Origin of the sequence: Streptococcus huangxiaojuni, assembly GCF_040930515.1 — a bacterium.
GTDB classification, from domain to species: Bacteria; Bacillota; Bacilli; order Lactobacillales; family Streptococcaceae; genus Streptococcus; species Streptococcus huangxiaojuni.
Genome location: NZ_JBFQEG010000016.1, coordinates 1 through 13,168 on the forward strand (window position 1 = coordinate 1; position 13,168 = coordinate 13,168).

Sequence of the window (13,168 nt, forward strand, 5' to 3'; positions counted from 1 at the left end):
CATTTCATTTGGAAGGTCTCCTTTCAATTGGATTTGGAAGTTTTCTTGACTACTGTAAGGTTCCCCAGAAACACCTTGTACCAACAGCCTCGCATAAGAGAATTCTAGTCACTGGCTCAGCTGCCGCATGTACCCTACTAGGTACAGAAGTGAGTGTCGTGGAAACAGCTAGTGTGTTGGAAGTAGGGACAAGGCTTGGGTAACAGACTTTAAAATGAAGTCTAAGCAACAAGGAGAGAAAGAAACAACCATGAGTCCATTCCATGACTCTATTGTTCTGGAAAACCTTGCAATAGTCAAGCTATAAAATTGTTAACACTTGGGATTGAAAATCCCCATAAACTTATTTTACGAGGAGAGGTTCAATGAAGAAAAAGATACTTAGCTTATTAACCCCATTCCTTCTTATATTTGGAGTAACGGCCTTTGCTGAAACTGCAAGTGCAAAGGAACTGACCAATGTTATTACAGATGTCATCATTTGGGATGTGGCAAATGGCAAAGAAGCCACTCAGACAAATGGGGTTTACCAGCTTACTCAAAACAGCAGTTACAGGTATGCTGTAAACTTTGATTTGAGTGCTTATGACGGAAATCTTAGTGATGGGGATACTTTTACTTTCACTATTCCGGAACCGCTGACAGTGACAGAAACAACTTTTGATTTAACCGATCAGGCTACCGGCATAGCGGTCGGTGAAGCAAATGTTGTCTCAAACGGGGCAGGAGCTGGCGGCACTGCAACTATTACCCTTAAAAATCTGGCTGATTACCTTAAAGAAAAAGGCGGTACAGAGATTCAAGGGGTGTCTGGTACCTTTTATACTCAGTTTAAGCCGGAGGAACTGACAGAAAATACAGAAGTCACTTTTTTATCAACTGAAACTAAAAATACCATTACTCACCAAATCAAAGTTTCCCCTAGCGGAGGCAGTGACTATTCAGACACCATCGGAAAAGAAAATTTTGCCAAAACTGGCGGAGTTATGTATGGTAAAAACTGGACATCTGAAGCTCTTGGAAAGAGCGGTCAGTATGTTCATGGCTGGACAGTGCGGATTAATACGCGACAGGTAGCCTATGATACCATTGAAGTGACAGATACTGTTTCTGAGGACTACTCACCAATGCAGTTCATTCCTGAGACAGTCACAGTGACGGCTGGTTGGTACCGCAGCGACTTTAGTTTCATGGATCAAGAGCAATTAAAACTGGGAACCGACTATACCATTGACTGGAACGAATCGCACACTCAGTTTGTTCTGAAAATTAACAATGCTTCGTCATTTGTCAAAAACGGAAAACCTGCCAGCTTCCGGATTCAGTATGAGACAACCGCACCGGCAGATGGAACCAAGGTGCAGAATGCCGTTTCAGTGAAGGGCGATGACAAAGATATCACTGCTACCAGCACGAACACTCAGTTGGTTTATTATAATACAGGCAACTCCCTTGTTACAACCGGCGGTACCATCCAATTGCAGACTGGTTACCGCATCACACTTTACAAAGTAGACAGCAAAACACTGGATCGTCTTCCTAATGCTCAGTTCAAAATCACGCCTCCGGCAGGAGCAGCTGCAGCTGAAGAAGTTGTTACAACTGACCAAAATGGTGTGGCACAATCCTCCGTCTATTCAGAAGAAGATGTAAAGCTTGGCGCATTCACTATTACAGAAGTGACTGCACCAACGGGTTATATACTTGACTCCACTCCGATTAAGGTGACTGTCGGTTCAGAAGGAGTGATTAGAACAATCAGCAACCAGCGCAAAACGACAACAGCAGATATTGCTGCTACTAAAAAGCTGACAGGACGTGATTTAAAAGCAGAAGAATTTGAATTCACACTGACTAATGATGATACTGGCCAAGCCGTTGAAACAGTAAAAAACGATGCAGATGGCAACATCACATTCTCCAAGCTTACCTATGATACGGCCGGTGTTTACCACTACACCATTACAGAAGCAAATGCCGGTCAGACAATTGACCGTATCACCTATGATGCAGAGCCAATCAAAGTCACTGTTAATGTCGAAGCCGATGATCAGGGCAATCTGAGTGCAACCGTAACCTACACAGACAATGATGCGGTTTTTGAAAATATCTATACACCAGAAACAACGACAACGACAACCACGACCACTACAACGGCAGCGACAACCACGACTGCGCCTACAACAACTGAACCTGCAACAACGACTGCAGCAGCTACTACTACATCGGAAGCAAGTACCACTGCAGAAGCAACGACAACCACTGAACCAACAACGACTCTGGCAACCACCACGACATCAGAGATAAGTTCTACAACAACGGGAATCCCAGCAACCACTACAACTGCCCAACCGGTTACTACGACCGTGACTGAAGCAACAACGACCCTTGTAACAGAGTCAACAGAATCCACTACCACTGAAACAAGTGGTTCTGATCCAGCAACAACGACGACAGCCGACACACCCGATTCAACAACAACCTCTGGAACAAGTACTTCGGATCCAACAACAACCACTACAACTAATGGTAAGCCAACTCCAGCAACGACAACAAATAAACCTAAGAAAAAACTTCCAAGCACCGGTGAAGACACATCCACTGGCGCAGTTATTCTTGGTTTTGCACTTCTGTCTATAAGCCTTACAGTAATTTACTTCCGTAAATCATATAGGCAATAAAATTTTGCTGCTAAGAAGGCTGAATAAACTGAAACTTTGCTCGTTTATATCAAAAGACAGGTCTTCCTCTTACTGGAAACCTGTCTTTTTTCTGCCATTTATTAAGAATATTACTACTCTATAATCCGAAAATAAATTAAAACTCAAGCTTTTACTTAGATCATTAGTCAAAAGATAAGGACCAGTCTCAAAAGTTAGCAGGATGTTCATTTTTGAAAATAATTAAACATTTTTAAACAACAAAATATTGACACATTGTTTGTTTGCGGATATAATTATAGTTATAAAACAGTTAAAAAAAACAGTTTTTAAACAAAAAAAATCAAAGGAGTTTAAAAATGGTTAAAAAGATAATAACCCTCTTCTTTTTAATGAGCACTTTGTTTGTTTATGGAGTTTCCGCAGTCGAAGCAGCAGAAATTGAAGGTCACATTTCACTTTTTCCCAATGAGACGGCTCGGAATTTTGTTACCGGAATTGATGGAAAAGGGTACGGAACACAAGTATCATGGGTATCTTCAGCATATTTTGATGGTATAAATGCAACAGTAGAAGATAGTTCAGGACAAGTGATTTACAGCGGTTTGTCAGGAAGTGCTGGTAGGGGAACATTCAGGATTCCTGATCTTCCTGTCGGCACCTATACAGTCACTTTACTGGATGTTAATGACAAAGTGCTTCCTCTCCCTTTTAGTAAAGAACAATTGGAAAATCCGAATAGCCCCTTTGTATTACAAGATGAAATGACAGCTGTTGTGGAGATTACTGAAGAGTCAGAAGTTAAAAAACTGTACTGGATTATGGTGAGTAAGTCAAAACAAGTTATGAGTTACTCTCTCCACGGAGAGTTTCCAGAGGGTTCTCAAGGAGTTGATCAAAATGGAGCAGCGGTATCTTATCGTGTCTGGTATAGAGGAGGAGACTGGCCACAATCGTTTACAAGTACGAACAATCGACAATTTATTTCATTCCCCGGAGTGCTAGTAAGTGATACATTAGGGATGTATGCTGGCTATTCAACTATCCCAACTCTCTCAGCTGAAGAACAAGCTTATGGCTGGACTTTTCAAGGCTGGCGTGTCAATGGCAGCGACAGGATTTACACGTTAGAAGAAATTGCGCGTATCACTATTACTGAGGATATACAGTTAGAAGCAGTTTGGGATGCGCCGAACCACAACGTTTCCTTTGTGACAGATATTGAAAAAGGGGCTATCGCAGGGCAATCTAGTGTGAATTATAACATTGAAGGAAATAGTAGCACAGTTTCTGATGCCACTGCAAATACTTTACCTGAGGTTAATGCCAAAGAAGGTTATACTTTTTTAGGTTGGTATGTTGATAATTCGACTAATCTTGTTAGTGACAGTGATATCTTAGCAACTAGTGTTCAGAAGGATTTGGTTTACTACGCAAAGTATAAGGAAAAAACACCCGAATCTAAGGGAGATAAGGGAGATAAGGGTGACACTGGCGACATTGGACCCAAAGGAGATAAAGGGGAAAAAGGTGATACTGGTGACGCTGGACCCAAGGGAGATAAAGGGGAAAAAGGTGATACTGGTGACACCGGATCCAAAGGAGATAAAGGGGAAAAAGGTGACGCTGGTGACACCGGATCCAAAGAGATTACACCAAAAACTATTGGCGGTATTGCTGTTAATTCAGAAAGTTCAGTTAATCAAGTCACTAAAAATATATTGCCGAATACAGGTGATAAAGGGCTGCCAGCGCTCAGCATATTAGGAATTGTATCTATCATCACTTCAATTTATATTTTTAGAGTAAGCAAATCCAAGAAATAATTATTATCCTCATATGACATATTTTTCTTATAGCTTATAGTGAAATATCTTGTTTTACTATAAGCTTTTTATATACCTAAAAAGTCCTAAGTCAGCAGAGGAAATACTAAAGATTAGCCTCCTCTCAACACTTTCCATAGCCGCCTAAACCTCTGGATGAGCTGATTACACGGCGGTAAGATATAGCTCCGTTAGCTTATTCAACAGCCCTAGCCCAAATTTCAAAGCGAAGTTTTTAAGCTGAGCTGACACCGTTCCTTGCTGAAAGCACAAAAAAAGATGGCTTAAATCTGCCATCTAACTGTTCAACGCCGGCTTCTCAGAAATTTTTCAGCGATCTCTTTTTGAATATTTAAGTTGTTCTGATATCCCATAGAAAGAACCAAGCCTACGCCGATAAGATTGGTGATAAGTGCGCTCCCCCCTTGGGAAATAAAAGGCAGAGGAATGCCAGTCAGCGGTAAAATACCAATAGCCGCTCCAATATTTTCTAAAATATGAAAAAGAATCATCATGATGAAACCAGTCGAAATATAGACATAAAACCGGTTATTAGAAGCAAATGTCACACGAATCATACGGTAAATCAAAAGCAAATAGAGCCCCAAAACAATGGCACTGCCTATAAAACCGAAATCTTCAGCAATGACCGTAAAAATCATATCGCTTTCGCGAACCGGCACCGACAAAGCAACATCTCCAAATCCCCGTCCAAACAAGCCGCCGATACCGATTGAAACCATACTTTGCGTTTGCTGATAGGCAATTGTTTTTGAAAAGCTGAAAGGATCCAGCCAAGCGGATATACGGTTAATTTGATAGGTATCCATTCCCAGATTAAAAAGAAACTCTTTGCCGTTGGGGATAAGAAAGATAATGATAAAAATCAGAAAACAAAGAGCGACAAACAAAACAACCGGTAAAATCAGCCACCAAGATATCCCAGAAATCAGAATCATACCGGCCAGTATAGCCATAAAAACCATAGCTGTCCCTAAATCTTTCTGCAGGCCCAAAAAGATCATAACAGGCAGGGTAATTAAAGCATAAATGCCAATCAGCCGCAAATCCCGCTTAAAGGTCAGCTCCTGATATTTTTGATGAAACCAGATAGTTGACCGGGCCAGCATCAAAATGTAGGAAATTTTCATAAATTCTGACGGCTGAAATAAGGTGACCGAACCGATTGTCACCCAGTTTTTTGACCCTGTCGCTTCAACTAGGGTCGGGCTGTAAAAAATTAAGGGCAGAATCATTAAAAACAAGCCTAAAACATAGAGATAAGGCGTGATCTTCCAAAGCAGCTCGGTACTAAAAAGCATAACAACAAAAGCAATAACGCAGCCGCAAAGCATCCAAATAATCTGCTGGGTCATCACCACAGTGACATTATTTGGATAATCATGGAGTGTTGCGATATAAACTGCTGCTAAACCAATAAGCAGAAGAATAAAAACAGGTAACACTACTGAGTAATCAATACGACTGTCAATGGAATTTCTTTTACGTGCCATGATACTTCCTTTTACGTTTTTCTAATAACGCCCCTATTATACCATTTTTCTTACAAGATTGGCAGACTAAGATAGCAATAAATCAGAACCGGCAGTTCAGCATTAAAAGATGCAGCAGGCAAAAGAAAAAGCCGCACTTAAGCAGCTTGCTTTGCTGGTTTTGGTCTCTTAAGTAAGAGCTCGTTTTATAAATGTTCTATCTATTGGTAAAACACTAAAACAGGCCAGTGTCGCCAATATCCCCTGCCGGAATCGAACCAGCAACTACTCCTTAGGAGGGAGCTGTTATATCCATTTAACTAAGGGGACACAAATAAGCTCTTTCTATTGTACCTTAGAGTCAGCCCGAATGCAAGTCTCCCTGCCAGCAAAAATATTTCTGCTCTATATTTTTGAAGGGATAATCCGCAAGACATTTAATAAAAAGTTAAAAAGCCCTTTGTAAAGAGCTTTTTTCTTATTGACGAATTTCCTTGATCCGTGCAGCTTTACCTTGCAGAGAACGCAGATAGTAGAGTTTTGCACGGCGAACACGACCGCGGCGAGTAACTTCAATCTTCTCAACACGCGGTGTGTGAAGCGGAAATGTCCGTTCAACACCAATACCGCTGGAAATTTTCCGAACAGTATACATTTCAGAAATGCCCTGACCCTTACGGGAAATAACAACCCCTTCAAAAATTTGGATCCGTTCGCGGCTTCCTTCAACAACCTTAGCGTGAACACGAACTGTATCACCGGCACGAAACTCAGGAATATCAGTTCGCAGCTGTTGTTCAGTTACACTTTGAATTAATGGATTCATGTGATTCTCCTTCTTTACTAATCATAAGAGCTCCGTCCCAGCGGATTAGCTGTTTTTTGCGCTTTCTTTACAAGCACAACCATTATTCTAACAGAAATAAGCAGAGCTGTCCAGTCCTTTTCACCAGAAAAATAGTGCAAACTTTTAACCAATTAATACCGGTACAAATAACTCAAGATTAAATGTATCGGTATTTCTTACCGATGTGTCAGTCATTAAAATAGAGCAGAGACTGCACACTAAAGCTTTCAACAGAGACTTGTTTAAACTGACATCCCGATGTAGGCTAAAAACAGCCTCAGGCCATAGGTCAGGCTATAGTAAACAAAAGCATAGGATTGTTTTGAGAAAAAGGCTGCAAATTCATAGTTTAGGGTAGCATACGTTCCTAAACCCCCTAAAAATCCGGCAGATAGGAGAATATTGAGATTTTTATCTGTCAGATGCCGCGAAAAAAAGCCTATAAGAAAAGCCGCGAAAAGGTTGCTAATCAGGGTCCCCCAAGGAAAGTTTTTTCTGTTAGCAAACGATAAGATATAGCGACAAAGAGCTCCTATACCACAGGCAAAACCAATCCCTAAAATATTAATCACTCTGTCTCTCCATCCTTCTCTTGGCCAAATAAATGCTCAAACGCACTGCTCCTATGCCTCCTAAGAAATAAATCAAAAACCAGAAGCTAAATTTAGCCCAATCGCCTTCCTGCAGAGCCTGAAGCATAAGCAAAAGAGGAGCGGCAAAGGTCGTAAAACTGCCGATAAAACCGGAGCTAAAAATAGTTAATAGGTTTTTTGATGCCTTTTTTTCAGAAAAGATCCCTTTGATAAAAAAAGCTAAGAAAACAGTCCCGGAAAAATTAACAATTGCTGTCCCCCACCCCGGAGAAAGCCACTGGCTCAAACTATGGCGCATAATCCCAGCCACAAAGGCCAAGATAAAAACTAAAAATAAGGCCCAAACTTTCTTCATTCTTCTAATTTACTGGTTTGATAAGCGCGTGAGTGTTTCATAATATCAGAAAAAATACTGACAATACTGTTTTCAAATTCTTTATTTTCGACATAGGCAGCTGCTTTTTTTAGGACAGTCTGCTCACGAACGGAATCCAAAACCGGCTGTTGTTTTTCCTTTTTATACTGACTGATCTCAGTTACCAGCTGCATTCGCTTTTCCAGCAAGGCAACCAAGTCTTTGTCGACCAAATCAATCTGCTGGCGAATATGTTCCAATTCCATACTTATTTCTCTTTTCTCCTTTTAAAATAACGATAACTGCCGTATACCAAAATCATAATGACCAAAATGACAGCCAGGCGTTTGATGTTGCCGGATAAAATGGCATCGCCGCCAAAAGCATAGAGGAGGCTGGTCGGAGCTACTCCGATTAAAGCACAAAGCAGCCAGTGCTTCCAGGAAATCCGCATTTTCGTCACATTGTAATCAATAATAAATGTCGGAATAATCGGCAACATATAGCCGATAATCAGGGCTGTCGTTTTATTTTCAAAAGCATCCCATTCAGCCAGCCGCTTCTGAAACCGACTATCTCTGTCTGCAATATTGACCCTCTTCATCACCTGAATCAAGAAAAAATTCCCGATAATATTGCCGGACAGATTCATAACAAAACCCAGCAAAGGCCCAAAGACTACCCCGTTAAAAACAGCAAAAACAGCATTGGACATAAACGGAATAGCCGCTGTTACTGCTGTCAGCAAGATAAGCAATATAAAATTCAGCAGCGTTCGGGCCTTGAAATGTGCCTCAAAATCTTCCAAAGGCTGCCTTGCAGAAAAAACAGCTGCAATATCCTGATAATGCCTCACAATAAAAATTAAAAAATACAGAATGATAAGCACAAGACCGGCCACAAGCAGCCCCTTCTTGAGATCGTCATACTTCAAATGGATTTTCTTCATCTTGCTAATATTATAAAGAAAAGTGGACCGCTTGGCAAGAAAGGCAAAACTCTCAGCCAACAGAGCCTTCCATACTCATATTAATCAGAGTATTTAATTCAACTGCATATTCCATCGGCAACTCTTTGGTTATCGGTTCCATAAAGCCATTGACGATCATAGCAGTCGCTTCTTCTTCTGAAATCCCCCTGCTCATCATATAATAAAGCTGGGCCTCAGACACCTTTGAAACTTTAGCTTCATGCTCCAAAGCTACATTAGCATTGTGAATTTCGTTGAAGGGAATGGTATCTGATGAAGACAAATCATCCATAAGAATCGTGTCACATTCAATATGTGATTTGGAACCTGAGCTGTCCTTCCCAAAAGTGACCTGACCGCGGTAATCTGTTCTGCCGCCATCCTTGGCAACTGATTTTGAGATTAAAGTCGATGAAGTGTGGGGAGCATTGTGAAAAACCCTGCAGCCGGCATCCAAATCCTGACCGAAATTGGCAAAAGACATGGACAGCACAGTTGTTCGGGCATGAGGCCCATTGAGGATGGAACAAGGGTATTTCATATTGACCTTACTGCCGATATTGCCGTCAATCCACTCCAAAGTCCCATTTTCAGCAACGGTCCCGCGCTCAGTTACTAAGTTGTAGACATTGTCCGACCAATTTTGCATGGTAGTATATCTGAAGTAGGCATCTCTTTTGACGACAATTTCCACGGTCGCTGCATGCAGGCTGTTAGCAGAATAGGTAGGGGCTGTACAGCCTTCAATATACTGAATAGATCCGCCTTCCTCAACAATGACCAAAGTTCGTTCAAACTGACCGGCATTCTCACCGTTAATCCGAAAATAAGTTTGCACAGGAATGTCACACTGAACTCCTTTTGGCACATAAATAAATGTTCCGCCCGACCAAACAGCACCGTTTAAGGCAGCAAATTTGTGCTCTGCATTAGAAATAATGGTGCCAAAATACTTTTTAACCAAGTCCGGATACTTTTGGACAGCGGTGTCAGTATCTGTAAAAATAATCCCTTGTTTTTCAAACTCAGCCTGCATATTGTGATAAACAACTTCTGATTCATACTGGGCCACCGCTCCGGACAGAAATTGCTTCTCAGCTTCAGGAATCCCCAAACGGTCAAAAGTTTCTTTGATTTTATCAGGGACATCATCCCATGAACGAACCGTTTCACCGGAATATCTTTGATAATAAATAACCTGTTCAAAATCAATGCCGGATAAGTCAGGTCCCCAGTCAGGCAAAGGCAGTTTGTTGAACAGTTCTAAAGATTGCAGACGGTAGTCAAGCATCCACTGCGGCTCATTCTTAATTTCAGAAATATTGCGGACAATTTCTTCTGTCAGCCCCTTGCCTGTCGAGTAAAGCGGCTTGACATCATCATGAAAACCAAAGGCATACTCCCTATTTTTTACCATTGTGCACCTCTTTTCTCCCTCTTACAGAAAATCTTCTGTCTAAAACCAATAATTCTTGAAGCTTTTATTCTATTATACCCCCTTTTGAAGACAATTTCATGAATAAAAACCAGAGGCTGATTTCCTCTCTCAAGAGAAAGAGAAGACGGCTCAAAATTGTTTTATAGGAGCACCCAAGCTTACCTTATAATGATTAGATTTGCAGTCTGGTAAATAAAAAAGCCAAACAGCTTTTTCGGTTTGGCTTTCAGATATGGTTTAAGGCAGTTTTGCTGAGAGTTCTTCTGCAAAAGCCTCTAAATGTTCAATGTCTTCGTCTTCAGCAGCTAAATCCACTTTAACTGACTCCGCTCCCTTTGAAGCCCCTGTCAAAGCAAACTGTGCCTCAAAATCATCTACAGACTGGCAAAAATAATCATAAAAGGTATCCCCTGACCCAACGACACCGTAAAGTTTACCTGACAAATCTAAATCAGCTAAATCCTCATAAAAATCAACAATCTCATCAGGAAGCTCCCCGTCACCGTAGGTGTAGGTTGCTACAATAGCCAGATCCACATCTTCGAAATCTGCTGCATCAACCGTCGTACACTCATCTACTTCAACCGTATGCCCTAAATCTTCTAATTTTTGAGCGACTATATCAGCGATTTCTTCAGTATTTCCGGTCATACTGGCAAAAACAATTTTAGCTAAAGCCATTTCTTCCTCCAATAAAACATTACTATTATTTTAGCATATTTCTACAAGAATGCAGCATATAATTTTTCTATTTTTGCTAATAAATCCCTTTTTTCAGCATCGCTTGTAAAAGAAGCTTGGACAGCATTGCGGTTAAACTGCAGAAAATCTGCTAAATCTGCTGCAAAATACTGATGAAACAGTTCATATTCTCTGGTCAGATTTGTATCAGATACTGTCCGGTTATCAGTATTAATGGTAATTTTTGCACCTGCGTCATACAATTCCTGATAAGGAAAATCAGATAAATTCTTTACTGCTTTGGTCTGAAGGTTGCTGGTCAGACAAAGTTCTGCTGTCACTTGATGTTCAACCAAAGATTTGATGATTTCAGGTTGATTATGAATAGCTGTTACATGCCCCAGGCGTTTAATCCCAAGAGCGATAGAATCGGCAATATGGTTTGGACAGCCGCATTCACCAGCATGAAAGGTCAAAGGGCGGCCTAAAGTTTGAGTATAGCGGATTAAATCCTCAATTTCTGCAGGAGGAAAGCCATGCTCATCACCAGCAAAATCAAAGCCAGCAAATCCTGCCTCTGAAAGTTCTGCCAACTGCCCAAAAAGGTCTCGAGTCAGTTCTTTAGTGGATTGACGCATCCCGCAGGCAATAACTTTTCCCCGAATGCCAAAATCTGCTTTGGCCTGTTTTAAGCCCTCTAAAACAGCAAAGACAGTCTCCGACGCAGATAAGCCCTGATCCATAGACAGCTCCGGTGCGAAACGGATTTCAATATAGATGACGTTATCAGCTGCAGCCTGTCTGGCAACATCATAAGCAGCTGTCTGCAGAGCTTTTTTAGTCTGTAAAAGCGGGCGGATAAAATCAAAAGTCTTCAGATAATCGGTCAGGCTCTCGGTCTTCTCAGGCACAGTGACTAACCTTTTTAGCTCCTTATCTGATTGCGGCAGCATAATTCCAGCCATATCAGCCAAAAGACGAATTGTCTCCATCGAAATCGATCCGTCTAAATGACAGTGCAGCTCGGTTTTTGCTAAATCTTGCAGCAATTGTTTATCCATTATCAGCCCTCCCGTAGCAAAATGATATTTTTATTATCTTAACACAATTTATTTGAAATTCAAGTGTAAATTTGCTATGCTTATCACATCGTTAAAACAAAGGCGTCTCTCTAAAGTAAAAGCAGTTTAGCACAACGATCGGTAATTTCTTAAAAATTTAAGATATCACAAGTATGCTGACTGATACGCCAAAACGCCTTGAGCAGAATTGTTGTAAGAAATGACAGACTTTAATGATTGACCGGTATTTTTCTTTTTGCCTTTCTGGCTGCCTTGAATTGAATCCGAAATCCGGTGTAGAACAGCTGTCATGCATTTGTTCTTTTTTTGTTTATACGCGGTTCATATACTCTTATATTTTAAAAGGAGAAAATAATGTCAGATTATCAACCACCTAAAATTTGGAAAAATCCTGTCAATATGGGCGGACAGTGGGGCAGCCTTAACCAGCCTACAGCCGGAGCCCGATTTGAACAGACACTGCCAACTGGAAGCAATCCTTTTCAGCTTTATTCCCTTGGCACACCAAATGGCATAAAAGCGACCATCATGTTTGAAGAACTTAAGGAGCTGGGAATCACTGAGGCAGCATATGACCTTTACCGAATCGCAATCAGTGAAGGAGATCAGTTTGGTTCAGACTTTGTCGCAATCAACCCCAATTCAAAAATTCCAGCTCTGCTTGATAAGTCAGGGGACAAAGCCATTCGTGTCTTTGAGTCAGCCAATATTCTTCTTTATTTGGCTGAAAAATTCAATCAGCTGATTCCGACAGATCCTCTCCAGCGGACTGAAGTCTTAAACTGGCTCTTCTGGCAGACCGGCGCTGCACCGTTTCTTGGAGGCGGCTTTGGTCACTTTTTCCATTATGCACCGGAAAAAATTGAATACAGTATTAACCGCTTTGCTATGGAAGCTAAACGGCAGCTCGATCTGCTTGATAAAGAACTGGCACTTAAACCTTATATCGCCGGAAGCAGCTATACTATCGCAGATATTGCCATTTGGTCATGGTACGGACGTCTGGCCCAAGATAAAATTTGGGACAGAGCAGGGGAATTTCTTGATGTCCAATCCTATCAAAACTTACAAGCCTGGACTGAAAAAATTGCTGAAAGACCTGCTGTCATCCGCGGTTTACAGGCAAAATACCAAGATATTAAATAACAGAGGAGAGCTGTTTTGGCTGCTGTCTCTAAAAGTACAGCCTCAGCTTCTGGACCAATCTCCGGTCCAAGCTCCTG

12 protein-coding genes and 1 tRNA gene are annotated in these 13,168 nt (G+C 41.2%); 3 read left to right on the plus strand and 10 right to left on the minus strand.

What is annotated here, in order from left to right; translation table 11 throughout:
- Window positions 1–365 precede the first annotated feature (365 nt).
- Window positions 366–2,681 carry a Spy0128 family protein gene (locus AB3329_RS08545; RefSeq protein ID WP_368395516.1) on the plus strand — a complete coding sequence of 772 codons (2,316 nt, stop codon included), beginning with the start codon at window positions 366–368 and terminating at the stop codon, window positions 2,679–2,681.
- A 338-nt stretch (window positions 2,682–3,019) separates the two neighbouring features.
- Window positions 3,020–4,486: an InlB B-repeat-containing protein gene (locus tag AB3329_RS08550; protein WP_368395518.1), complete on the plus strand. Its 1,467-nt coding sequence runs from the start codon at window positions 3,020–3,022 to the stop codon at window positions 4,484–4,486.
- A 305-nt stretch (window positions 4,487–4,791) separates the two neighbouring features.
- Here the strand turns inward: AB3329_RS08550 and AB3329_RS08555 are convergent, their stop codons facing one another.
- The 10 genes from AB3329_RS08555 to add all read right to left on the minus strand — a co-directional run bounded on the left by AB3329_RS08555 (window position 4,792) and on the right by add (window position 11,924).
- Window positions 4,792–6,000: an FtsW/RodA/SpoVE family cell cycle protein gene (locus tag AB3329_RS08555; RefSeq protein ID WP_368395519.1), complete on the minus strand. Its 1,209-nt coding sequence runs from the start codon at window positions 5,998–6,000 to the stop codon at window positions 4,792–4,794.
- Between the two features lie 237 nt (window positions 6,001–6,237).
- Window positions 6,238–6,309, minus strand: a tRNA-Arg gene (locus AB3329_RS08560).
- Between the two features lie 148 nt (window positions 6,310–6,457).
- Window positions 6,458–6,805 (minus strand): 50S ribosomal protein L19, encoded by a 348-nt coding sequence (rplS, locus tag AB3329_RS08565; protein ID WP_067061068.1) that lies wholly within the window; start codon window positions 6,803–6,805, stop codon window positions 6,458–6,460.
- Window positions 6,806–7,068: 263 nt separating this feature from the next.
- Window positions 7,069–7,398, minus strand: a complete 330-nt coding sequence (locus tag AB3329_RS08570) for a CrcB family protein (protein WP_368395521.1) — start codon at window positions 7,396–7,398, stop codon at window positions 7,069–7,071.
- Window positions 7,391–7,774 (minus strand): fluoride efflux transporter FluC, encoded by a 384-nt coding sequence (locus tag AB3329_RS08575; RefSeq protein ID WP_368395522.1) that lies wholly within the window; start codon window positions 7,772–7,774, stop codon window positions 7,391–7,393. The genes AB3329_RS08570 and AB3329_RS08575 overlap by 8 nt, the downstream gene beginning before the upstream one ends.
- Window positions 7,771–8,040, minus strand: coding sequence for a chorismate mutase (locus AB3329_RS08580; RefSeq protein ID WP_368395525.1), 270 nt, complete (start codon window positions 8,038–8,040; stop codon window positions 7,771–7,773). The genes AB3329_RS08575 and AB3329_RS08580 overlap by 4 nt, the downstream gene beginning before the upstream one ends.
- Before the next feature lie 2 nt (window positions 8,041–8,042).
- A complete protein-coding gene (locus AB3329_RS08585; RefSeq protein ID WP_368395526.1) occupies window positions 8,043–8,783 on the minus strand; it encodes a VTT domain-containing protein in 741 nt (246 codons plus the stop codon).
- Window positions 8,776–10,161, minus strand: coding sequence for a Fe-S cluster assembly protein SufB (sufB, locus tag AB3329_RS08590; protein WP_368395528.1), 1,386 nt, complete (start codon window positions 10,159–10,161; stop codon window positions 8,776–8,778). The genes AB3329_RS08585 and sufB overlap by 8 nt, the downstream gene beginning before the upstream one ends.
- A 258-nt stretch (window positions 10,162–10,419) precedes the next feature.
- Window positions 10,420–10,863 (minus strand): flavodoxin, encoded by a 444-nt coding sequence (locus tag AB3329_RS08595; protein ID WP_067061047.1) that lies wholly within the window; start codon window positions 10,861–10,863, stop codon window positions 10,420–10,422.
- Window positions 10,864–10,904: 41 nt separating this feature from the next.
- Window positions 10,905–11,924 (minus strand): adenosine deaminase, encoded by a 1,020-nt coding sequence (gene add, locus AB3329_RS08600; RefSeq protein WP_368395529.1) that lies wholly within the window; start codon window positions 11,922–11,924, stop codon window positions 10,905–10,907.
- Window positions 11,925–12,299: 375 nt separating this feature from the next.
- Between add and yghU the strand changes: the two genes are divergently transcribed.
- Window positions 12,300–13,091 carry a glutathione-dependent disulfide-bond oxidoreductase gene (gene yghU / locus AB3329_RS08605; RefSeq protein WP_368395530.1) on the plus strand — a complete coding sequence of 264 codons (792 nt, stop codon included), beginning with the start codon at window positions 12,300–12,302 and terminating at the stop codon, window positions 13,089–13,091.
- Window positions 13,092–13,168 lie beyond the last annotated feature (77 nt).